This is a genomic window from Polaromonas sp. P1_E12, from assembly GCF_056405975.1.
This window is the reverse complement of the sequence record NZ_JBFUBB010000008.1, coordinates 132,253-153,918: the sequence shown is the minus strand read 5'-3', so window position 1 is coordinate 153,918 and position 21,666 is coordinate 132,253. Positions and strand designations below refer to the sequence as shown.

Annotated in this window: 20 protein-coding genes; 14 read left to right on the top strand and 6 right to left on the bottom strand. The window is 62.5% G+C overall.

Going from position 1 to position 21,666, the window contains the following annotated elements; genetic code table 11:
- Positions 1-27: 27 nt before the first annotated feature.
- On the top strand, positions 28-2,490 hold the full coding sequence (locus tag AC1D13_RS21050) for a DUF1631 family protein (RefSeq protein WP_477666951.1): 2,463 nt from the start codon (positions 28-30) through the stop codon (positions 2,488-2,490).
- Positions 2,491-2,556: 66 nt separating this feature from the next.
- Here the strand turns inward: AC1D13_RS21050 and AC1D13_RS21045 are convergent, their stop codons facing one another.
- The 3 genes from AC1D13_RS21045 to AC1D13_RS21035 form a co-directional block, all read right to left on the bottom strand.
- The gene (locus tag AC1D13_RS21045) at positions 2,557-3,069 is read right to left on the bottom strand and encodes a Smg family protein (RefSeq protein WP_457282413.1); all 513 of its coding nucleotides are present in this window, start codon (positions 3,067-3,069) and stop codon (positions 2,557-2,559) included.
- A 59-nt stretch (positions 3,070-3,128) separates the two neighbouring features.
- Positions 3,129-4,277, bottom strand: coding sequence for a DNA-processing protein DprA (gene dprA / locus AC1D13_RS21040; RefSeq protein WP_457282412.1), 1,149 nt, complete (start codon positions 4,275-4,277; stop codon positions 3,129-3,131).
- 105 nt (positions 4,278-4,382) lie between these two features.
- Positions 4,383-5,606, bottom strand: coding sequence for a LysM peptidoglycan-binding domain-containing protein (locus AC1D13_RS21035; protein ID WP_457282459.1), 1,224 nt, complete (start codon positions 5,604-5,606; stop codon positions 4,383-4,385).
- Between the two features lie 217 nt (positions 5,607-5,823).
- Between AC1D13_RS21035 and def the strand changes: the two genes are divergently transcribed.
- The 9 genes from def to AC1D13_RS20990 all read left to right on the top strand — a co-directional run bounded on the left by def (position 5,824) and on the right by AC1D13_RS20990 (position 14,743).
- Positions 5,824-6,345, top strand: a complete 522-nt coding sequence (def, locus tag AC1D13_RS21030) for a peptide deformylase (protein WP_477666950.1) — start codon at positions 5,824-5,826, stop codon at positions 6,343-6,345.
- Positions 6,346-6,429: 84 nt separating this feature from the next.
- A complete protein-coding gene (gene fmt, locus AC1D13_RS21025; RefSeq protein ID WP_477666949.1) occupies positions 6,430-7,416 on the top strand; it encodes a methionyl-tRNA formyltransferase in 987 nt (328 codons plus the stop codon).
- A 34-nt stretch (positions 7,417-7,450) separates the two neighbouring features.
- Positions 7,451-8,197, top strand: coding sequence for an AzlC family ABC transporter permease (locus tag AC1D13_RS21020; RefSeq protein WP_457282409.1), 747 nt, complete (start codon positions 7,451-7,453; stop codon positions 8,195-8,197).
- Positions 8,194-8,529 (top strand): AzlD domain-containing protein, encoded by a 336-nt coding sequence (locus AC1D13_RS21015; protein WP_457282408.1) that lies wholly within the window; start codon positions 8,194-8,196, stop codon positions 8,527-8,529. Before AC1D13_RS21020 ends, AC1D13_RS21015 begins: the two co-directional genes overlap by 4 nt.
- A 388-nt stretch (positions 8,530-8,917) precedes the next feature.
- Positions 8,918-10,111 (top strand): phosphoglycerate kinase, encoded by a 1,194-nt coding sequence (locus AC1D13_RS21010; protein WP_457282407.1) that lies wholly within the window; start codon positions 8,918-8,920, stop codon positions 10,109-10,111.
- 179 nt (positions 10,112-10,290) lie between these two features.
- On the top strand, positions 10,291-11,724 hold the full coding sequence (pyk, locus tag AC1D13_RS21005; RefSeq protein ID WP_457282458.1) for a pyruvate kinase: 1,434 nt from the start codon (positions 10,291-10,293) through the stop codon (positions 11,722-11,724).
- Between the two features lie 500 nt (positions 11,725-12,224).
- Positions 12,225-13,289: a class II fructose-bisphosphate aldolase gene (gene fba, locus AC1D13_RS21000; RefSeq protein ID WP_477666946.1), complete on the top strand. Its 1,065-nt coding sequence runs from the start codon at positions 12,225-12,227 to the stop codon at positions 13,287-13,289.
- A gap of 127 nt (positions 13,290-13,416) precedes the next feature.
- Positions 13,417-14,325, top strand: coding sequence for a phosphoribosylaminoimidazolesuccinocarboxamide synthase (locus AC1D13_RS20995; RefSeq protein WP_457282405.1), 909 nt, complete (start codon positions 13,417-13,419; stop codon positions 14,323-14,325).
- Between the two features lie 28 nt (positions 14,326-14,353).
- Entirely contained in the window at positions 14,354-14,743 is a 390-nt protein-coding gene (locus AC1D13_RS20990; RefSeq protein ID WP_457282404.1) for a hypothetical protein, read from the top strand.
- A gap of 3 nt (positions 14,744-14,746) precedes the next feature.
- On the opposite strand, the gene trxA is transcribed toward AC1D13_RS20990, so the two are convergent.
- Positions 14,747-15,646: a thioredoxin gene (trxA, locus tag AC1D13_RS20985; protein WP_457282403.1), complete on the bottom strand. Its 900-nt coding sequence runs from the start codon at positions 15,644-15,646 to the stop codon at positions 14,747-14,749.
- Between the two features lie 160 nt (positions 15,647-15,806).
- Here trxA and purE point away from each other — a divergent pair, with 160 nt between their 5' ends.
- The 4 genes from purE (at position 15,807) to AC1D13_RS20965 (ending at position 19,573) form a co-directional block, all read left to right on the top strand.
- The gene (gene purE / locus AC1D13_RS20980; protein WP_477690226.1) at positions 15,807-16,316 is read left to right on the top strand and encodes a 5-(carboxyamino)imidazole ribonucleotide mutase; all 510 of its coding nucleotides are present in this window, start codon (positions 15,807-15,809) and stop codon (positions 16,314-16,316) included.
- Positions 16,313-17,581, top strand: a complete 1,269-nt coding sequence (locus tag AC1D13_RS20975; protein ID WP_477690225.1) for a 5-(carboxyamino)imidazole ribonucleotide synthase — start codon at positions 16,313-16,315, stop codon at positions 17,579-17,581. The genes purE and AC1D13_RS20975 overlap by 4 nt, the downstream gene beginning before the upstream one ends.
- Positions 17,581-18,570, top strand: coding sequence for an L-threonylcarbamoyladenylate synthase (locus tag AC1D13_RS20970; RefSeq protein WP_477690224.1), 990 nt, complete (start codon positions 17,581-17,583; stop codon positions 18,568-18,570). Before AC1D13_RS20975 ends, AC1D13_RS20970 begins: the two co-directional genes overlap by 1 nt.
- Positions 18,571-18,949: 379 nt before the next feature.
- A complete protein-coding gene (locus tag AC1D13_RS20965) occupies positions 18,950-19,573 on the top strand; it encodes a LysE family translocator (protein ID WP_477666943.1) in 624 nt (207 codons plus the stop codon).
- A gap of 226 nt (positions 19,574-19,799) precedes the next feature.
- Here AC1D13_RS20965 and AC1D13_RS20960 read toward each other — a convergent pair whose 3' ends face one another.
- Together AC1D13_RS20960 and dacB are read right to left on the bottom strand one after the other, a co-directional pair.
- Positions 19,800-20,063, bottom strand: a complete 264-nt coding sequence (locus AC1D13_RS20960) for a SemiSWEET transporter (protein WP_457282398.1) — start codon at positions 20,061-20,063, stop codon at positions 19,800-19,802.
- Positions 20,060-21,565: a D-alanyl-D-alanine carboxypeptidase/D-alanyl-D-alanine endopeptidase gene (gene dacB, locus AC1D13_RS20955; protein ID WP_477666942.1), complete on the bottom strand. Its 1,506-nt coding sequence runs from the start codon at positions 21,563-21,565 to the stop codon at positions 20,060-20,062. Before dacB ends, AC1D13_RS20960 begins: the two co-directional genes overlap by 4 nt.
- Positions 21,566-21,666 lie beyond the last annotated feature (101 nt).

The following is a 21,666-nucleotide window of genomic DNA, read 5'->3' as shown; positions in this document are numbered from 1 at the left end:
CTATGACTTAATCATCCTAGGGCGGCTGTGGCTCCAAGTAACAAAAATAGCAGGGTTCTGGTCGAGCAGGCACGTGCGCTGTTTGCGGAGCGTGCTGTACGCGTACTGCCTGCACTGGCGAAAACCATTCAAGACAGGCTCACTGCCGCAGTTGATCAGCCCGGCGGTGTCCGGGAAATGCAGGACCGGCGTGATGCCTGGATGGCTTTCCAGAAAAGTGGTGCCACCTGGGTTCGTGGCACAACCGCCGCATGGACCACTGCCCAGACGATTCCTGCGCCAAACTCGCCCTCGAGGTTTGCCGACAGCGGCAAATTTGAATTGATGGGTAACGACGTGATGGAGGACAAAATCCTTGCTTCGCGGCTCGCGCTTCGGTTGCTGGACTTCGCAAGCTGGGAGTTGAACGACCTCCGGTTGCGCATCCAAAACCTGGAGGCCGTCACGGAATTGCACAAGCAGGACATTCTTCGCCCCGAGGTGCTTGCCCAGCACATGGTTGAGCAATGGAGTCTTGCATCGCTGCCACGGGATGTCTGGCTCGTTGTCCAGGATGTCATCCAGAAGGACATGGGCACACACCTGCTGGAGACTTACCATGCCACCAACGAGTTTTTGGTGCAGCAGGGGGTGATGGCGGAAATCGACTTACGGCCGCTGGTCAAACGCACTCCCTCCGCTGCGGATGCCGGAGCGTCTGCCAGGAAAGCCTCCACTTCCGAGAAGGAACGCGGCAAATTCGGCGGCGAAACCGGCTCCAGGACCGGCGGGTCTGAAGGCGGTGGCGCACGTGGTTTTGGCGGAGGCCAGGGCGATGGGCCTGATAGCCGGGTTCAGGGTGTGGGTGGCGGGCGATCTTCAGCTTCTGCCGGCCGTCAGGGTGCAGCTTCTCCAGGTGCGGCGTCCGAAGGAGCAGGGTCGCAGCCAGGCGTATCCAGGCAAGGCGGCGCAGTCTACGATGAAACCCGCATGCAAACGGCGACGACGCCGCTCGCCAGGGCACGCATGAGGGCCCAGGGTGTGATGGGGCACCTCAAGCGTTTGCTGTCGAACCAGGTCGCAGGCTTCGACGATACCCACCCCACACAGGCGTCGCCTCAGCTCGCGCAGGCCATGGTGAGTGTGCAGAAGCAGGAAGAAACCGGTGCAGAGCGTACCTTGCTCGCAGATGCGCAAGGGCAGATCTATGGCCAGGTGCATGTCGACAATGCTGCTACTGCCTTGCGGGAACGAACCAATACGCTCAAGCAGGCGGCGTCCACCTCATCCGAGAAGGCGACGATTGAAATCGTCGCCCTGATGTTCCAGAGCATTCTTGCCGAAGACCGCATTCCGCCTGTGATCCGGGTCTGGTTTGCCCGTTTGCAGATGCCGGTATTGCGTGTGGCGATTTCCGAGCCAGAGTTCTTTGAGTCGCTGCAGCATCCTGCACGCCGGTTGATCGACCGCATGGGCTCCTGCGTATTGGGCTTTGACGTCACGGTGGCCGGCGGCGCCATGGAATCTGAAGTCAAGCGCATTGTGCAAGTGATAGAGCAGTATCCCGAAACAGGGCGCCGGGTGTTTCAGCTGGTTTATGACGAGTTCGAAAAGTTTTTATCCAAATTCCTTTCCGAGCATGGCAGCGCCGCCCGTGTTGTGAGCGTCGCGCAACAGGTCGAACAAAAAGAGACCATGACGATCCAGTACACCATTGAGATGCGGAACATGCTCAATGACATGCCGGTTCGAGACGAGATCCGCGAATTCCTCTTCAAGGTATGGGCCGAAGTACTGGCCATCGCCGCGATGAAGAACGGGCCGCAGCACGAGGAAACCATCACGCTCAAGCGGGCTGCCGCTGATCTGGTGTGGGCCGCGAGTGCCAAACCGAACCGCAATGATCGCGCCCGTGTGATTGCAGACCTGCCGAAATTGCTGCAGCTGCTGCGCCTGGGCATGTCCATGCTGGGCTTGGGTGTGTCTGACCAGGACGGGCACCTGAAGACCATCAGCGATACGCTGGCCGATGCATTCATGTCCAAAACCGACACCATTTCCCAGGAGCGGGTGGAGATCATGGCCAAACGGCTGATGAACCTGGAAGACTATCTTTCCGATGAGGACGTCGGCGACCTGCCGCTAGATACTGACAGCCTGGTCACCATGATCGGGATCGATGCTACCGACATTGAAGTGATCGCCGATGGTGGCAGCCAGCCCACGGAAGCCATGCGCGCATGGGCCCGGGAGCTCCAGGTAGGTACATGGTTCAGCCTGGACCACAACGGCAAGATCAGTCATGTGCAGTTTGCCTGGTGCAGTGATCGCAAGCAGTTGCACCTGTTTGCTTCTGCCGATGGCCGGAACTTCCTGATCCAGGCTCGTCGGCTCGCGGCCTACCTGCAGTCGGGTTTGCTGGTGCCTACGGAAGAGGAAGCGCTCACGGTACGTGCCACGCGCGACGCGCTTGCCAAGCTGGATGCAAATCCCGAGCGGTTGCTCGGCTAAGGGCCTCGTTGTCCGGCGTGCCCGGGCAACCGGTTCAAAAATGTCGTTTTTGTGCCGCAGTGCTATTCAGTGAGCAAGGCGACCTTCCGCGTCGTCGCACAATTCGTCCAGAACCAGCGCATCGGGTTCTTCGCCGAAGCTCCAATAGACCATCAATACGATGATTTTCAGGTCATCCAGCGTGACGGGGTCGCCCGGTGCCGCCATGGCACGGTCAATCACAATCTCGCGCATGTGCGGAGGCAATACGCCGGACGACTCAAGGAAGCTCACAAATCCCAGGCTCTGTGCGCCGAGTTGTGTTTGCTCGGCAACCGAATAAACGCGAAGGCTGTCGGGGGATTGGGGCTGAATGACCGGATGCGCACCGGGCTCGGTGAGCTCTGACGGGGCACTGGCCGGCAGACTGATTTGCGTGCCTTGGGCGGCGATATTCAAGCCGTCGAGCCAGACGAGGGCCGCCTGGATTTCTTCCGCCTCAAAACCCGCTGCTGTCAGTTTGCGGCCGAGCCGCTGAAGTTCGGGGCAAGCGTCACCTTGCCAGTAATTTTCGTAGACGTACACGAGTACTTCGAACATGCGTCCAATATAACGCAGTTGGCGGCAGCATTGTCAAGCCGGTGAAAAGAGTGCGGTGTTTATGCGTCAGCGCGTCGCTGGAACAGGCCGCCGGGAAGCCTGAACACCTGTCCGTCGAGTTCCAGCTCAAGTAGCTGTGCCTGCAGCATGGCTGTTTCGATCCCGGTTCGCGCCTGTAGTGTGTCCAGGCTCACCACGTCGAATCCCAGTGCGGCGATCAGGGCGGTAGATGAGGGGGACTCGACCAGGAGACCGGTTTCTTTCTCTGTTGACGTATATGCCGCTGCACCCGGCGCCACACCCCGCGCAGGGAGATTTAATTCCTCCAATATGTCCTGCGCAGTTTCCACCAGCTTGGCTCCCTGCTTGATCAGTGCGTGGCAGCCGCGTGACTGGGGCGAATGGATGGAGCCGGGTATGGCAAACACCTCTTTGCCCTGTTCGGCCGCCAGCCGCGCGGTGATCAGCGAGCCGGATTGCAGAGCCGCCTCGATGACCAGAGTGCCCAGCGACAGGCCGGAAATGATGCGGTTGCGTCTCGGGAAGTTCGCGGTCAGCGGTGGCGTGCCGAGCGGGAATTCGCTGATGATCATGCCTTGCTGCGCAATACGGTGCGCCAGCTCGAGATGTTTTTTGGGATAGACACGGTCTAGTCCGGTACCCACCACGGCAATGGTATCTCCGCCGGCTTGCATGGCGCCGTCGTGCGCCGCACCGTCGATACCCAAGGCCAGGCCTGACACAACGCAGAGTTTGGCACCGGCCAGGGCCTTGGCGAATTGGCGCGCATTAGCTTCGCCCTGCGGCGTCGGGTTGCGGCTGCCTACGATGGCTATATGGGCCACGGGGGATGGCGATAACGCCTGCGGCTGGGGTGCATGCTTGCCGAGCATGTAGAGCATCAGCGGGGGATCGGCGATGTCGAGCAAGGCCGCGGGGTAGGCCGCGTCTCCAATCGCGACCACCCGCCGGTGCTCGCCGGCCTGCAACCAGTCCAGCGTCATTTGCAGCTGGGCTGCCAGATTTGGAGGCTCTGCCCTGAGTGCGCGGGCCAATTTCTCCGAACCCAACTGTTCCAGCGCGGCTGAACTCTGGTCAAAAATCGCCTGCACTGATCCAAAAGCGGCTAGCAGCTTGCGGGAATTCTCATTTCCTACGCCCGTTGAGAGGGTCAGGCGCAACCAGGCCTGGAGCTCATGTTTTTCCACGTGATAGCCAGAGCTGAAAGGAAGAAAGGGTCAACGACTTCGAGAACTTGCCCCGAATGTAGGTGGGCTCGGATTACCGACGCCGGTGCGTTGCTTGTCCGCCGGTTAATTGGGGTTGGCGAAACGGTCCCCTACCTTCACGCCGTCAGTCACCTGAAGGACGAGAGCATAGGAAACGGCATCAAAAGTGCGAAACACCATCAACAGGCCATTTCGTTCGTTGGGCAACTTGATCTGCGTGCGGTTACTGTCGGTTTTGTCTTTCAGTCGTTCCCCGTCCTTGAGAATGGCCATGACATGGCCACGTTCCAGGCCATCCCTGGCGCCACGATTGATGACCACGACCTGGTTCTCCGCAGCATTGGTCACGGCACTTCCATAGATAGACACAATCTGTCCGGCAACGGCAGAAGAAGGCGCGTGCGGTATGTAATTCAGCAACTCGCGTGGCGGTTCAACCAACAGCCGGTCACCCACACGCATCTCTTCTTTGGTAGCAACGATGTCGATCGTCGCCGGCACGATTTCGGATTGCAGCTTGCCGTCTTTACCGGCTATTTCCGCAACCGATTCGCCGCGTGCTATTTCCGCCTTGCCGACGTATTGCGCCTCGTAGCCCAGAATCGCCTGGGTCGTCGGATCTTTCAGCGGCGTTGCGTTGCGAAACACCCGGTAATTGACCGGTTCGCCTTTTTCAATGCTCAGGGGTTTGCCGGTGGTGCTGCCGGTGCCGTATTGGCTACGCGCATAGGCGCGATCTCCGCGGCTAAGCAGAACGCGGCCTTCCTGGGCCGCCACAATGCGGGGCGCATTGGAAAGCATGGCCTCGTCGACGATCAAGGCCTCATTCAGGAAGGGCTCGATCAGGTTGGGCGCGATCGTGGGAATGGAGGTGTCTGCCAGGGTTTCAAAGCGGGTGCGCGGAGAAACTCGTACGGTGTCTGTCGGCGGGCCATCGGTTTGGGCCTGGCGGGTTCGCAAAACGGCACGCCCATCGGATTTCTCCAGATAGAGCTGTTGCCCCGGGTAAATGCGGTGAGGGTTGCGGATGTCCTGGAGGTTCATGCCCCATAGCTCGGGCCAGCGCCAGGCGTTTTTCAGAAATAAACCGGAAATTGCCCACAAGGTGTCGCCGCGCTTCACGGTGTAGGTATCGGGCGCATTGGGAGCCAGATCGCCCAGGGGAACGCCTGTCTGGGCCACTTGGGCTGCCGTGGCTTTTTGGTCGGCCGTGATGGGGAAGTTCTGAGCATGCAAGCCGACCGAAATGCCCAAAAGAGCTGCAGCGGCTATTGAAATTTGACTGAAACGACCAGAAATTGTTTGCATCTTGTAGGCCTTCGGCGCTTTTATGGGGCTAGGACGGCGTTTTCGGGGTGCAACCCCGCGAAAAAAACCGTGTTTATATCTTGATAAATCACTAACGATTTTGTACCTAAGCCCTTGATTAAGCAACGAATACACGATTCTGGGAATATCAGGATGCCGAAAAACAGAGAAAAGTGGCGAAAATAGCGACATCTCACCCATTGCCCAGCCTTCCTCCATGAGCCAGTTAACCATTCTTCGTTACCCCGACCCCCGCCTCCACACCGTTGCCAAGCCTGTGGCGGCCGTTGATGCGCGCCTGCGCAAGCTGGTCGACGACATGCTCGAAACCATGCACGAAGCGGCGGGCATCGGCCTGGCGGCAACCCAGGTGGATGTGCATGAGCGCCTGGTCGTGATTGATGTCAGCGAAGACCGGACCCAGCCCCTGGTGCTGATCAATCCCGAGATTGTCTGGGCCAGCGAAGAAACACGCGTGGGCGACGAAGGCTGCCTGTCGGTGCCTGGTATTTATGACGGCGTGGAACGCTCTACCGCCATCAAGGTACAGGCGCTGGATCTAGACGGGAAGCTGCAGGTGCACGCAGCCGAAGGCATGCTGGCGGTTTGCATCCAGCATGAAATGGATCATCTGATGGGCAAGGTGTTTGTGGAGTACCTGTCCCCGCTGAAACGCAACCGCATCAAAACCAAGATGATCAAGCAGAAAAAGGACGAGGAGCGCGACTCGCCCCGTTAACCTGTCCGTACGTACGGACGTCGGCCGTCAGTACCGCGTGCCGGAACCACGGGATTTCCCTAGGAGTCTTTAGAATCGGACTCCATGCGTGTCATTTTTGCCGGTACCCCTGAGTTCGCCCGTGTGGCCCTTGAAAAGCTGCATGCAGCCGGTTTTGAGATTCCCCTCGTACTGAGCCAGCCTGACCGCCCCGCAGGCCGCGGCATGAAACTGCAGGCTTCGCCCGTCAAGCAATGGGCCGAAACCTCACACACGCCCATCGCCCAACCCAGAAGCTTGCGGCTGGACGGCAAATTCCCTGACGATGCCGCCGCGGCGCGCGAAGCCATCACCGCAGCACGCGCGGACGTCATGGTGGTGGCGGCCTACGGACTCATTCTTCCGCTGTGGGTTCTGGATGTACCGCGGTTGGGCTGCCTCAATATCCACGCGTCGCTGTTGCCGAGATGGCGCGGTGCCGCGCCGATTCACCGGGCCATCGAAGCCGGTGATCCGGAAACCGGCGTCACCATCATGCAAATGGATGCCGGGCTGGACACGGGCGACATGCTCCTGACGGAAAAGCTGCGCATCGCACCCGGCGACACCACGGCTTCGCTGCACGACAGGCTGGCCAATCTGGGCGGGCGGCTCATCGTGGAGGCCCTCGAGATCGCTGCGTGCGGAGGCCTGCAGGCGGTCTCTCAGCCCGCAGAGGGCATCACTTACGCACACAAAATTGAAAAACATGAAGCATTGCTGGATTGGTCGCAAAGCGCTGCCGTACTCGAGCGGCGCATCCGGGCGTTCAACCCGTTTCCCGGCGCGGCCGGTGTTGTAGACGGGCAAACCCTCAAGTTCTGGCGTGCCGAAGTTCTGGCGGATGTGCGCCGGCCGGGTGGGGCCGAGGCCGGTGAAGTCCTTGCCGCAGGGCCACAAGGTGTGGACATTTGTGCCGCCGATGGCGTTCTGCGCATGAGCCGGCTTCAAAAAGCCGGCGGCAAGGCGCTGGATGCATCCGAATTTTTGCGGGGATTTGAGATCCGTCCCGGCATGGTCTTCATTCAACCGGATATCGCCAGACAGGGGTGAAAAAAATGACGGGACAGAAAAGGGTGGGGTTTTTGTGAAGACATTCTTCAAGCATCCGGACTTCCGGCTCGGGGTGAGTGAGCTCGCCACCGTCGCGCCGGGTATCGCCGCCTGGGGCCTGATGACAGGCGTGGCGATGGTCAAGTCGGGCATGAGTCTTATCGAGGTGCTGCTGATGGCGGTGCTGGTTTTTGCCGGCAGTTCCCAACTGGCAGCCTTGCCACTTATCGTGGCTGGCGCACCCATGTGGGTGATTCTGGCCACCTCGTTTTGCGTCAACCTGCGCTTCATGGTCTTCAGCGCCCACCTGCGCCCCTATGTGATGCACCAGAGCTTGTGGCGCCGCATGGCTTTTGGCTACGGCATGGCCGACCTGAACTATGTGCTTTTTACCAAACGCTTCCCGCACCCGGCCGCCGATGCTGCCGGCATTGAAGCCCAGGACGCCTACTGGGTAGGCAGCTGCGGCATGAGCTGGGTCAGCTGGGTGGGCGCCACGCTGGTGGGAATCGCGCTGGCCAATTCCATTCCGCTGTCCTGGGGCCTGGGCTTTGCCGGCATCCTGGCGCTGCTGGGCATCATGTGGTCGCTGGCCACCACCCGACTGCGCGCGGTGTCTGCAGCCATCGCGGGTGCCGCCGCTGTCGCCACCTTCGCCTTGCCGCTCAAGTTCAATATCCTGGTGGGCATTGCCGTGGCCGTCATCGTCTGCCTGGTGCTGGAAAAATCAGCGCCGGCCAAGCCTGCGGTATCCACTCCCGGAACCGGAGACGCAGCATGAACCAGACGGATCTCTGGACGGTGGTGACCATCATCGGCATGACGCTGATGACCGTCCTCACGCGCTCCTTCTTTTTTCTCTCCAGCAAGCCCTGGACGCTGCCCGGCTGGGCGCAGCGCGGCCTGCATTACGCGCCCATTGCTGCGCTGGCCGCAGTGATCGTGCCGGAAATGGTGATGACGCAGGGCCACTTCATCGCAACCTGGAAAGACGCGCGGCTCTTTGCAGTAGTCGCCGGCACCGCCTGGTATTACTGGCGTCACGGCGTGCTGGGCACCATCCTGGCCGGCATGGCGGTGTATTTGCCGTTGCATATGGGGTTGAATTGGTAGCCCCCACGGTCGCTCACTTCGTGTAGCTCCCGAGGCCTTGCAGGCCGCGGCTCGCGAGACGCTGCGCCTCTGTCGCCCGTCCAAGCCTGCGCAGGCAGGCTTGGAGCCGCGGGCTCCAGCCCCTCGGGGGCCGCCCGCCCTTCGGCCCGGCAAAGCCGGTTCCGGGGCTCATGCTGGCCTGGTACGGCTCGCTTCGCATCGCGGTTGATGGTGGGCGCTATCAAATCAGTAGCTGCTTGCGCACGTTTTGCATGGGCGGGAGGCATCATTTGATGCTTCAATTTACGCTTTTCCGGCTTTGTCTGACGGGCCCAGGCACATACAGGCACCTACAATTTAGGGCTTTGGGCGCTGTGGCCCAAAGCATTTTTTATTTTGCGAGACATCCATGAACTTCATCCGTTTCTCCGACCTGTGTGCCAGCGGCAAAGTTGCCGGCAAGCGCGTGTTCATCCGTGCCGACCTCAACGTGCCGCAGGATGACAGCGGCAACATCACCGAAGACACGCGCATCCGCGCCTCGATTCCCTGCATCCAGATGGCGCTGGATGCCGGCGCCGCCGTGATGGTGACTTCCCATCTCGGTCGGCCGGTGGAGGGTGAATTCAAGCCTTCGGATTCGCTGGCGCCTGTGGCCAAACGGTTGGGCGAGCTGATGAAACGCGATGTTCCGCTGGCGTCGGGTTGGGTGGACGGTGTGGATGTCAAACCCGGCCAGCTGGTAATGCTGGAGAACTGCCGGCTGAACAAGGGCGAGAAGAAAAACAGCGAAGAGCTGGCGCGCAAGATGGCTGCGCTCTGCGATATTTTTGTGCACGATGCGTTCGGCACGGCGCACCGCGCTGAAGCCTCCACCTATGGCATTGCGCAGTACGCGCCCGTCGCCAGCGCCGGCCCGCTGCTGGCCGCCGAGATGGACGCCATCTCCAAAGCCCTTTCCAGCCCGCGCAGGCCGCTGGTTGCCATCGTGGCCGGCAGCAAGGTCTCGACCAAGCTCACCATCCTCAAGTCGCTCGCCGCCAATGTTGACCAGCTCATCGTGGGCGGCGGTATTGCCAACACCTTCATGCTGGCCGCCGGTTTGAAAATCGGCAAAAGCCTGGCCGAAGCCGATCTTCTGGCCGAAGCCAAAGCAGTGATCGACGCCATGAAGGCGCGTGGCGCCGAGGTGCCCATCCCGACCGATGTCGTCACCGCCAAAACCTTTGCCGCTGACGCGCCGGCTACCGTCAAGGCGGCCACTGACGTCGCCGATGACGACCTGATTCTTGATATCGGCCCGCAAACCACCGCGAGACTTGCGGCGCAGCTCAAGGCGGCCGGCACCATCGTGTGGAACGGCCCGGTCGGCGTGTTTGAGTTTGACGCGTTCGCCAAAGGCACCGAAGGCATTGCGCGCGCCGTTGCGGACAGCAGCGGGTTCTCTATCGCCGGAGGCGGGGACACGCTGGCCGCCATTGCCAAATACGGCATTGAAAAGCAGGTCGACTACATCTCGACCGGCGGCGGCGCTTTTCTGGAAGTGCTGGAAGGCAAGACGCTTCCGGCCTTTGAAATCCTGCAAAAGCGCGCGGGCCATTGAGGCGCTACTTGCAAAATACGGCAAACCGCGGTTTGCAGGTTCAGGGCGCGACACGTTGCATGCAGCGGGCCACCCTCCGGCTTCTGGCCAATACCCCGGCTGCGGCGATGGCTTGGTAACCGCTACGTAACTCATTCGTGTAAAAATAAGAAACTAAATTACAGGAGACAGACATGAAGATGCAGCGCCGCGGCACCAAAATCGTTGCCACCCTTGGCCCCGCCTCCAGCGATCCGGCCTTGCTGGAGCAGATGATTCGCGCTGGCGTCAACTGCGTGCGGCTGAATTTCAGCCACGGCACGGCGCAAGACCACATCGACCGTGCCAGGCTGGTGCGGGAGGCCGCCACCCGCGCCGGGCGCGAGGTCGCCATCATGGCCGACCTGCAGGGCCCGAAAATCCGTGTCGGTAAATTTGCCGAGGGCAAGGTGCAGCTTGAGCAAGGCATGAAGTTCGTGCTCGACGCGTCCCGCACCGAGCTGGGTGACATCAATGGCGTGGGCCTGGACTACAAGGAACTGCCGCGCGACGTCAAGGCCGGCGACACCCTGCTGCTCAACGACGGCCTGATCGTCATGACCGTGGACAAAGTAAAGGGCGAGCAGGTCCATGCGACGGTCAAGATTGGCGGCGTGTTGTCCAACAACAAGGGCATCAACAAGCAGGGCGGCGGCCTGACGGCGCCGGCGCTGACGGCCAAAGACATGGAAGACATTCGCACTGCGATGAGTTTCCAGGCCGACTATGTCGCAGTGAGCTTTCCGCAGAACGCCAGTGACATGGAAATGGCGCGCCAGCTGTGCAATGTGGCCGGCGCCGAGCACCGCCACAAGCCGGGGTTGATCGCCAAGATCGAGCGTGCCGAAGCGATCCCGAACCTGGAAGCCATCTGCAGGGCCAGCGACGGCATCATGGTCGCGCGCGGCGACCTGGCCATCGAGGTCGGCAATGCCGCTGTGCCGGCGCTGCAAAAACGCATGATCCGCATGGCCCGTGAGCTGGACAAGGTGGTCATCACCGCGACCCACATGATGGAATCCATGATCACCAACCCGGTGCCCACGCGCGCCGAGGTCAGCGACGTGGCCAACGCGGTGCTCGACGGCACCGACGCCGTCATGACCTCGGCCGAGACCGCCGCCGGCCGTTATCCGCTGGAGACCATTGTCGAGATGGCCAATATCTGCGCCGAAGCCGAAAAAGCCGAGGACGTGAAACTGGATGCCGACTTCACCGGCATGACCTTTGACCGCATTGACCAGTCCATCGCCATGGGCGCCCTGTTCACGGCCCACCACCTGGGTTGCAAGGCCATTGTGGCGCTGACCGACTCGGGCTCTACGGCGCTGTGGATGAGCCGCCACCGTATCCATATCCCCATCTACGCACTGACGCCCAAACTGGCGACCCAGCGCAAGATGGCGCTGTACCGCAATGTCAGGCCGCTGCTGATGGACCAGAGTGTCGAGCGCGACACTGCGCTCGGCGATGCCGAGGCTCACCTGAAAAAACGCGGCATCGTCGAAAGCGGTGACATTTATGCCATCACCTGCGGCGAACCCATGGGCGCGCCAGGCGGCACCAATATGCTGAAGATCTGCAGGGTAGCTTGAGCCCCCACGCTTTTCACTTCGTGTAATGCGCTGCCCCCCGAGGGGGCCGCCCGCCCTACGGCCCGGCAAAGCCGAAAAATTGGCACACCCCTATCGGGCTCACTGCGTGTAGCCCTTTTCCCCTTGCAGGGGACCGCGCCTGCGGCCCGGCAAAGCCGGTTCCGCGGCCCATGCTGGCATGAAGAATCAGTAGCGTAACCAGCGGGGGTTTTCACCAGTGGGGGCCAAGGGTCCGGCTTCGCCGGCCCAAGGCGCCGCCCCCTCGAGGGGGGAACAGGCTACACGCAGTGAGCCCGGACGGGGGTGGACGATGCTTACACGCAGTTACGGCATGCATTCAGACACAAGTTCGGTTATCCCACCCTATTCGGGTAAACGTTAGAATCAAGGCTTCGGTTACTTCGTGGTTACGGGCGTTTCCAGGCGGCTTTTACGCCGCACGGCCCTCGCGAGGAACCCGCCTTTTGGCAGTGTTTTTCTAACTTCTGGGGATATCACACATGGCACTCGTTTCTATGCGCGAGCTGCTGGACCATGCGGCAGTCAACGGCTACGGCATTCCGGCTTTTAACGTCAACAACCTTGAGCAGGTGCAAGCCGTGATGGAAGCGGCCAAAGAGACCGGCGCGCCCGTCATCCTGCAGGCCAGCGCAGGCGCCCGCAAATACGCCGGTGAACCCTTCATCAAACACCTGATCGAGGCGGCCATCGAGATGTATCCCAACATCCCGCTGGTCATGCATCAGGACCACGGCCAGAACCCTGCCGTTTGCCAGGGCGCCATCGACCTTGGTTTTTCGTCCGTGATGATGGACGGCTCGCTCGAAGCCGACGGCAAGACCATCGCCAGCTATGAATACAACGTCGAGGTGACGAAGAAGGTCTCGCAGCTGGCCCACAAATACGGAGTTACCGTCGAAGGTGAGCTCGGCTGCCTGGGTTCGCTGGAGACCATGAAGGGCGACAAGGAAGACGGCCACGGCACCGACGCCACCATGACGCGCGAGCAGCTGTTGACCGACCCCGAGCAGGCCGCCGACTTCGTCAAGCGCACGCAAATTGACGCGCTGGCGATTGCCATCGGCACCAGCCACGGCGCCTATAAATTCACCCGCAAGCCCACCGGCGACATCCTGGCGATTGACCGCATCAAGGAAATCCACAAGCGCATCCCGAGCACCCACCTGGTGATGCACGGCTCGTCCTCGGTGCCGCAGGAAATGCTGGCTGTCATTCGCCAGTACGGCGGCCAGATGAAGGAAACCTACGGCGTGCCCGTCGAGGAAATCCAGGAAGCCATCAAGCACGGCGTGCGCAAGATCAACATCGATACCGACATCCGCCTGGCCATGACCGGCGCGGTGCGCAAGTTCCTGGCTGAAAACCCCGAGAAATTCGACGCCCGCGAATGGCTCAAGCCCGCCCGTGAAGCCGCCAAGGCTCTGTGCAAGCAGCGCTACATCGAATTTGGCTGTGAAGGCCAGGGCGCCAAGATCAAGGGTGACGCCCTGCAGGTCGTGGCCGCCAAGTACGCCAAGGGCGAGCTCGCCCAGGTCGTGCATTAAAAAGCACCGAAAATTCCCGCCGCCCGCCCGCGCGGATTGGCGATAATTCAAAGCCCGTGGACTCTTTCGAGTCGCGCGGGCTTTTTACTTTGACTCCCTCTGCCACCCTGTCATCCTGCCTCCCACCATGACCCAAGCACTCCATACCTCCGCCCTGACCTCCCTGCCCCTGCTGGCGCGCGGCAAAGTGCGCGACAACTACGCTGTGGGCAAGAACAGGCTGCTGATGGTGGCCAGCGACCGGCTGAGTGCATTCGATGTCATCCTGGGTGAGCCAATCCCCGGCAAGGGCGCGCTGCTCACGCAGATGGCGCTGTTCTGGTTTGGCAAGCTCGGCCACATTTGCCCCAACCACCTGACCGGCGAGACACCCGAAAGCGTGGTCACCCCGGCCGAGGTGCCGCAGGTCGTCAACCGCTCCATGCTGGTCAAGCGCCTCAAGCCCATCCCGGTCGAGGCCGTGGTGCGCGGTTACCTGGCCGGCAGCGGCTGGAAAGAATACCAGGAGAGCCAGGCCGTCTGCGGCGTACCGCTACCCGCGGGCCTGAAGAACGCAGGCAAACTGCCGGAGCCCATCTTCACACCGGCCGCCAAAGCCGAAGCCGGCGAGCACGACGAAAACATCAGCTACGAGCAGGTGGTGAAAGTAGTTGGCGCCGACATGGCCGCGCAGATCAAAAAGATCAGCATCGAGATCTATAGCACCGCCGCCGCCTTCGCCTTGACCAAGGGCATCATCATTGCCGACACCAAATTCGAATTCGGCCTTGATGAGAATGGCGTGCTTACGCTGATGGACGAGGTGCTGACGCCCGACTCCTCACGCTATTGGCCGATCGAAGGCTATGAAGCGGCGTATGCCGCCGGCCAGAACCCGCCCAGTTACGACAAGCAGTTTGTGCGCGACTGGCTTGAAAGCGTGCGCATCAACGGCAAGCCCTGGGACAAAACCCCGCCTGCGCCGCACCTGCCGGCCGATGTGGTTGCCAAGACTGCTGCCAAGTACCAGGAAGCCTTGGCCCGCCTGACGGCCTGAGGCACGGCAGCAGTCGCCGGCGCCCTCCATGGAGTTCCTGCTCGAGTTGCTGTTCGAATTTTTCGGTGAACTGTTTTTGCAGCTCTTCGGTGAGTTTTTTGGCGGTGTTTTCAAGGCGGCCTGGTACAAGCTGCACGGACGCGACCATGAGCTCACTCCCGTGCAGGAAGCTGCCTGGTCTGTGGCTACAGGTGTTGGCGCCGGCCTCCTCACCGTGCTGGTGGTGCCTCATCTGGCGATTCGCCTGCACTGGCTGCAAATTCTCAATCTGCTGCTTGCCCCTTTGCTGGCGGGGCTGCTGGTCGAAAGGGCTCGTGCGTGGCGCGAATCGCGCCGTGAATTCAGCGTTGAGGTGGCAGGCTATGCCGCGCTGTTCGGGTTTGCTTTTGCCTTGACGCGCTGGCTGTTTGGCCAATAAGCCCTAGCTCAAGACGACGCTGCTGAGGCGCCGACGATACGTCGCCACGGTCGCATCTTCCGGCGGGATTTGCCCATCAGCCACCTTGGGCTTGGGCGCTTCCATGACGTCGAGCACGGCGATGTAGGTCTTGCGTGCCAGGTCTTCGTTCCAGGCCTTGTCGCGCATCAGGATTTCCAGCAACTCGTCCAGCGCCTCAGTCCAGCGCTGCTGCGCCATGAGCCAGCGGGCTTTGTCAAAACGTGCTTCGAAATCGCGTTTGTTGGCCGTAATCCTTGCATCAAAACCGGCTGCAGCGCCCACTCCATGAGCGCCGGTAGCTACAAAATCCATAGCATCCATCCAGCGCTTGAGCGAGTCAAAACGCCGTACCACCGTGGTTTGCGCAATCACCGGTGCAAACGCCACCTTGGCGTCGTCTTCGCGGCCCAGCTGCAGCAGCAGCTTCACATAGTCAAAGCGGGCGTTGTCGTCGGCCGGGTTGGCGGCGACGGCATGCTGGAGTTTTTCCAGCACGGCAGTGGGGTCCGTGTTTTCTTCTTCGAGCGCGAGTTCCTGTTCTTCGGGCTGCTCTTCAGCCGGCGGCAAATGCTTGTCGAGGAATTCCTTGACCTTGCCTTCGGGCAGGGCGCCGGCAAAACCGTCCACCGGCTGGCCGTTCATCATTAATATGCAGGTGGGGATGCTCCGGATGCCGAAAGCGGCACCCAGTTGCTGCTCCTGGTCGGAGTCGATCTTGACCAGCTTGAAGCGCCCGGCATATTCCACTTCCACTTTTTCAAGGATGGGCCCGAGCGACTTGCAGGGGCCGCACCAGGGCGCCCAGAAGTCGATCAGCACAGGCGTGGTCATGGATGCGGCAACGACTTCCGCTTCAAAGTTGGCAATGGTGACGTCGATCATGGTCTGGCAGAGTTGGGGTATCGGGGCCGGTTTTCAACCGGGTCGGCGCAGCTGGACGCCTGAGAGGCAAGAGCGTAGCACGCACGGCACGGCCCTTGCGGTGGCCTGCCCTTAAAATCATGGGGTTAGAACCTGCAACCCCGGCCTTGAAGGTCCCCGCATGACAACAAGCAACAATTCGGCAAAACCCCTGGTGGGTGTGGTGATGGGCTCCAGCAGCGACTGGGAGACCATGCAGCACGCCGTGCAGATCCTGACGCAATTCGGCATTGCGCACGAAGCCCGGGTGGTGTCGGCCCACCGCATGCCCGACGAGCTGTTTGCCTATGCCGAAGGTGCCGGCGGTCGCGGCTTGCAGGCCATCATTGCCGGCGCCGGCGGCGCAGCGCACCTGCCCGGCATGCTGGCCGCCAAAACCACTGTGCCGGTGCTGGGCGTTCCCGTGGCCAGCAAGCATTTGCAGGGCGTGGACTCGCTGCACAGCATCGTGCAGATGCCCAAGGGCATTCCGGTCGCCACCTTTGCCATCGGCAACGCCGGCGCAGCCAATGCAGCCCTGTTCGCGGTGGCCATGCTGGCCCTGCACAACCCGGCGCTGGCCACCCAATTGCAGGCTTTCCGTGCAGAGCAAACCGCTGCCGCGCACGCCATGACGCTGCCGCCCGCATGACCGCCTCCACCTCTTCCCGGGCCGCCTCCAGCCTGCCGGAGTTGCCTATTTTTCCCGGCACGGCCTCGGCCTCCGGCCAGCCCGCTACCCTCGGCGTGATGGGCGGCGGCCAGCTGGGCCGCATGTTTGTGCATGCCGCGCAGCGCCTGGGTTATTTCACGGCGGTGCTGGACCCCGATCCGCAAAGCCCCGCGGGCCTGGTGAGCCATCACCACATCCAGGCCGGCTACAGCGATGAAAAAGGGCTGACCCAACTGGCCGCACTGTGCGCCGCCGTCACCACCGAATTTGAAAACGTGCCCGCCGGCGCGCTGCAGGCGCTGGCCGCCAGCCGCCCCGTGGCACCCGGCGCTGCCGCCGTGGCCATCGCGCAAAACCGCATCGAGGAAAAATCCCACTTCACCGCCAGCGCCGCCGAATCCGGCGTGCTGGCCGGCGTTACCTGCGCACCCTACGCCGTGATTGAAACAGCCGGGCAGCTGAAGGCGGTGCCCGCCGGTTTGCTGCCCGGCATCCTCAAGACCGCGCGCATGGGCTACGACGGCAAGGGCCAGGTCCGCGTCAAGAATGCGGACGAACTGGCCACCGCCTGGGCCGGCCTGAAGCAGGTGCCCTGTGTGCTCGAAAAAATGCTGCCACTCAAGGCCGAGTGCTCGGTCATCGTGGCGCGCGGCTGGGACGGCAGCGTCGTGAGTTTTGCGCCCCAGCTGAATGTGCATGTCGACGGCATTCTCGCGGTGACGCAGGCTTATGAAGGAAATATGCCTTCAGCGCTTGCTGGTCGTGCGCAAGCAGCTACTAAAACCATAGCAAAACACATTGACTATGTCGGCGTGCTCTGCGTCGAGTTTTTCCTGGTGGACGACGGCAGCGCCGATGGCGCGCTCATCGTCAATGAAATGGCGCCACGCCCGCACAACAGCGGCCACTACACGATGGACGCCTGTGACGTGTCGCAGTTCGACCTGCAGGTGCATGCCATGGCCGGCCTGCCGCTGCCGCAGCCGCGCCAGCATTCACCGGCCATCATGCTCAACCTGCTGGGAGATGTGTGGTTTGACACCCATGGAAAGATGCGCACACCCGACTGGCAGGCCGTGCTGGCACTGCCCGGCACGCACCTGCATCTCTACGGCAAAACCGAAGCCCGCATCGGCCGCAAGATGGGCCATCTCAACATCACGGGCCCCGACGTCGCTTCAGTCAAGGCCACGGCACGCCAGGTTGCATCCATCCTGGGCCTGCCCGGCCTGGACGCCCTCTGATGATTCTTCCCGGTACGGACCCTGAAGCCATTCTTGAAGCCGCACGCCGCATCCGGGCCGGTGGGCTGGTGGGCTTCCCGACGGAGACGGTGTACGGCCTGGGCGCCGACGCTTCCAGCGATCAAGCCGTCGCCGGAATTTTTGAAGCCAAGGGCCGTCCGTCCGACCATCCGCTCATCGTGCACGTGGCCGATGCGGCGCACGTAGACGCTTACGCCAGCAGCGTGCCGCCGTTTGCCGCGCGCCTGATGAAAGCCTTCTGGCCCGGGCCGCTCACCGTGATCCTGCCGCGCAAGGAAGGCGTGGCGGCGGCCGCGGCCGGCGGCCAGGATTCGATCGGCCTGCGCTGCCCCTCACACCCTGTCGCGCTGGCTTTTTTGAAAGCATGTGACACGGGTGTTGCCGGCCCCAGCGCCAACCGTTTCGGCCGCGTCAGCCCCACCACTGCGCAGCATGTGCAGCAGGAGTTTGGCGACAGCCTGCTGGTGCTCGACGGCGGGCCCTGCGATGTCGGCATCGAATCCAGCATCGTCGACTGCACGCGCGGGCGGCCTGTGTTGCTGCGCCCGGGCATCCTCACGCGCGCGCAACTCGAAGCCGCGTGCGGCGAGGCCGTGCTGGGGAAAGACGAATTCGAGCAAGAGGCTCCGGGCGATGCGCCGCGCGCTTCCGGCACGCTCGAAGCGCACTACGCGCCCGACGCCAAGGTGCGCCTGATGGACGCAGGCCCCATACAAACCGCACTCGATTTGCTGGGCGCCGAGGCCGCCCACATCGCCGTTTACGCGCGCAGCATCGCGCGCATCAAGTCAGAAAAAGTGTTGTACCGCCGCATGCCCGACGACGCGCTGGCCACCGCGCAGCAGCTCTTTGCCGTGCTGCGCGACTTTGATGCCAAAGGCGTCAAGCTGATCTGGATTGAAAACCCGCCGGCGGCCGCCGAGTGGGATGGCGTGCGCGACCGGCTGCAACGGGCTGCCGCGAGCTGAAGCGTCAAGAATCGGCTGCCATGTTGGATGGAACCATCGCTTGTCTCCTCATCGGTGCCGCCGTCGGGTTGTGGATGATGTGGCGCGAGCGCAGGAGCGACCGGCGGAACACTGGCGGGTGTTGCTACCAATGCGGAAGAGCGCTTGGCTTTGACTTCAAGACCGTCACGCGAAGGTACGAAGGAGGGTCAACCAAGCGCGTTGACTTCTGCGCGAAGTGTGCACGCCACCGGCTTGTCTGGGGCTGGCTCGTCCTTGGGCTCGTGATCATTTTTGTTGGGCTAATGTGGTATCACTTGCATCACTCGGGCTGATGCATACCGGCGCATCACATCGAATTTGTCCCCATGTACCTGGGACATCAGGAAAGAGGTAACCCATGCTCTCCATCCTCCTCACCATCTGGTTCCTCCACGTCGCGGCCATGATGAGCCCCGGCGCCAATGTGCTGCTGGTCTCGCAACTCGCTGCCAGCGATAGGGCGCGTAGCGCGGTGTTCGCGGCGCTGGGTGTGACGGCCGGGGCTGCCATCTGGGCGCTGTGCGCGGTGCTGGGCGTCAACGCCATCTTCCAAATTTTTCCGGGGCTGCGCCTGGTGCTGCAGGTGGCCGGTGGCCTGTATCTGCTCTATGTGGCGAGCCGGCTCTGGCGCTCGGGCGGCCTTGCACTGGGCGATGGCGGCCCGGCGGTGTCATCGGCAGCGGCGTTTCGCCTGGGGTTTCTCACCAATATCACCAACCCCAAGTCGGCGCTCTTTTTCGGCAGCGTGTTTGCCGCCTCGTTTCCGGCCGCTCCCAGCCCGGCATTGCAGGCCGCGGCCGTGGCCATGATCGTGGTCAACGCGCTGTGCTGGCACACGCTGCTGGCCTATTTGTTTTCGCGCGAGCGGGTGCGGTTTGCGTATGCCCGTACGCGGGGCACGGCGGACCGCATCGCCTCGGTGGCTGTCGGCGCATTGGGCCTGGGGCTGCTGGCGGCATCATTGCGCGAAGCGCGCTCCTAGAGCCGGTTCTCAGGGCAGCGCGAATTGCCCGTCAGGCTCCGTGACGGGCCAGGCAGGCAGTTGCCCAAATTTCGGGCATTGTGGCGCAATGCCGCGCCAAGTGGTGTTTTCGTCCACAAGTCCCGCCGCCATCAACAGCCTTGTCCACAGGCGGCAGGGATAACTTGCAGGCACATTGATGAAGCATCCGTGCCTGCCGCGCTGGGCGTCTGTGGTACCGGGCTATTCAGTCGCCGCGCCCGTATACCAGCTTCATCACCAGAATGGCCAGCGCCAGGCCCAGCGTGACCGCGTTCGCCAGCACGATGGGCCAGGCGCCCGCCAGCACACCGTAGGCCAGCCACAGTGCCACGCCAACCGTAAAGGCGCTGTACATCGCCAGTGAAATGCCGCTGACATCGCGGCTGCGAAAGGTCAACCAGGCCTGCGGCGCAAAGCTCGCCGTGGTCAGCACGGCCGCCAGAAAGCCCACGATGTCTGTTGCGTTCATCGCTTGCCCTCCTTGACGGCCCATTCCAGCATCGCATCCAGTGCCGGGCGCGCAGCGGGCGCGTTCGCGTGGTTGATCAGCCCCACCACGATGTAGCGTGCGCCGCTGTCGCCATTGGCATAACCGGCAACCGCGGTCACGTCGCGCAGCGAGCCGGTCTTGACGAAAGCCAGCCCGGCCACCGGCCTGGCGCGTTCGCGCATGGTGGCGTCGGTGCCGGCCACCGGCAGCGAATCGGCGAGATCGGCGGCAAAAGGGCTTTTGGCGGCATGCTGCAGCAGGGCCGACAGGCTGGCAGCACTGATGCGCTCCTCGCGGCTCAGGCCCGAGCCGTTGTCCATCAGCGGGGGTGTGCTGCCGGGCAGGCTTTTGCGCCACCAGGCGGTGAGCGCTGCGCGGGCGGATTCAAGCGTGCCGGCTTTGGGCTGGCCCAGGCCGGCCCAAAGCCCGAGTGTCAAAAAGAGGTGTTGGGCCATGATGTTGTTGGAGTATTTGTTGACGTCGCGCACCATTTCCAGCAACGGCGGCGACTGGTATTCAAACCGCACCGCGGCCTTTTCGCCCGAGAGGGTACCGGTCCTGCGCAGCATGGCCAGCTCTGCCGGCGTGGCGTCGCGCACCGTTCCCGTCAGCAGGCCACCCAGTTGCCGCCACGACCCTTCGATGGCGCGCGCCGCAAAACTCGCGGGGTCGGCATAGGCGCTGGGCCACACTTTTTCGCCGCAGGCCGAAGAATAGGTACCCAGGAATTCGATGTTGACGGGGTTTTCAACGCTGGCACGCAGCTCGCTGCGCCAGTCGCCGCAGCGCGCCACACGCACGATCGGTACCGTCGCGCCCACCTGCACACCCGCCAGCGGCGGCTCATAGCGCACCAGCGCACGGCCATTTGGAAGGTCCGGCGTGAATGTCATCACAATGGTTTTGAAATTGATCAGCAACGCATCGGGCCGGGCGTTGTAGGGCCGCAGCGGCTCGCCGTCAAATTCGCCCGGATCGGTGGGCGGCACGCTGAAGGCGCTGCGGTCCAGCACGATGTCGCCGCGGATCGCCCGCGCCCCTCCGGCCTGCACCTCGGCCAGCAAGGCCTGCAGGCGTTCAACGACCAGCTTGGGGTCGCCGCCGCCCTGCACCACCATGTTGCCGTTGAGCAGGCCGCCCGAGGCGCTGCCGTCCAGTATCACCTTCGTCTTCCAGGTGAAGTCGCGGCCCAACGCGTCGAGCGCCGAGTACGTGGTCACCAGTTTCATGACGGAGGCAGGGTTCATTGGCACATCGGCGCGCCAGCTCAGGCGCGGCACCGGTTTGCCGCTGCCGGCTTCCACCACCAGCATGGACACCGCATCGCGCGGCACCCTGGCGCGCGACAGGGCTTTTTCAATCGGGGCCGGCAGGCGTGCGGTTTGTGCCAGGCCGGGGCTTGCGGCCAGGGCTGCCATGGCCGCCAGGGCAGCCAGCGCAACAGTGTGTGTCGTGCGCGGGCGCAGCAAGTCGTGGGTCATGCGGGGATTATCGCGGTTGAGCGTTCTGCAAGGCGCTGCCGGTGGGCGCCGGGGTGGCCGGCCATTGGCGCGGATAATCAGGGCTTACCCATCGGCCCCAG

Coding starts and splice junctions, on each gene's coding strand:
- AC1D13_RS20995 (WP_457282405.1), top strand. CDS start 13,417: ATGACCCAAGCACTCCATACCTCCGCCCTGACCTCCCTGCCCCTGCTG.
- AC1D13_RS20975 (WP_477690225.1), top strand. CDS start 16,313: ATGACCGCCTCCACCTCTTCCCGGGCCGCCTCCAGCCTGCCGGAGTTG.
- dacB (WP_477666942.1), bottom strand. CDS start 21,565: ATGACCCACGACTTGCTGCGCCCGCGCACGACACACACTGTTGCGCTG.
- AC1D13_RS21015 (WP_457282408.1), top strand. CDS start 8,194: ATGAACCAGACGGATCTCTGGACGGTGGTGACCATCATCGGCATGACG.
- def (WP_477666950.1), top strand. CDS start 5,824: ATGAGCCAGTTAACCATTCTTCGTTACCCCGACCCCCGCCTCCACACC.
- AC1D13_RS20960 (WP_457282398.1), bottom strand. CDS start 20,063: ATGAACGCAACAGACATCGTGGGCTTTCTGGCGGCCGTGCTGACCACG.
- AC1D13_RS20990 (WP_457282404.1), top strand. CDS start 14,354: ATGGAGTTCCTGCTCGAGTTGCTGTTCGAATTTTTCGGTGAACTGTTT.
- AC1D13_RS21045 (WP_457282413.1), bottom strand. CDS start 3,069: ATGTTCGAAGTACTCGTGTACGTCTACGAAAATTACTGGCAAGGTGAC.
- fba (WP_477666946.1), top strand. CDS start 12,225: ATGGCACTCGTTTCTATGCGCGAGCTGCTGGACCATGCGGCAGTCAAC.
- purE (WP_477690226.1), top strand. CDS start 15,807: ATGACAACAAGCAACAATTCGGCAAAACCCCTGGTGGGTGTGGTGATG.
- trxA (WP_457282403.1), bottom strand. CDS start 15,646: ATGATCGACGTCACCATTGCCAACTTTGAAGCGGAAGTCGTTGCCGCA.
- AC1D13_RS20970 (WP_477690224.1), top strand. CDS start 17,581: ATGATTCTTCCCGGTACGGACCCTGAAGCCATTCTTGAAGCCGCACGC.
- AC1D13_RS21010 (WP_457282407.1), top strand. CDS start 8,918: ATGAACTTCATCCGTTTCTCCGACCTGTGTGCCAGCGGCAAAGTTGCC.
- AC1D13_RS20965 (WP_477666943.1), top strand. CDS start 18,950: ATGCTCTCCATCCTCCTCACCATCTGGTTCCTCCACGTCGCGGCCATG.
- pyk (WP_457282458.1), top strand. CDS start 10,291: ATGCAGCGCCGCGGCACCAAAATCGTTGCCACCCTTGGCCCCGCCTCC.
- fmt (WP_477666949.1), top strand. CDS start 6,430: ATGCGTGTCATTTTTGCCGGTACCCCTGAGTTCGCCCGTGTGGCCCTT.
- AC1D13_RS21035 (WP_457282459.1), bottom strand. CDS start 5,606: ATGCAAACAATTTCTGGTCGTTTCAGTCAAATTTCAATAGCCGCTGCA.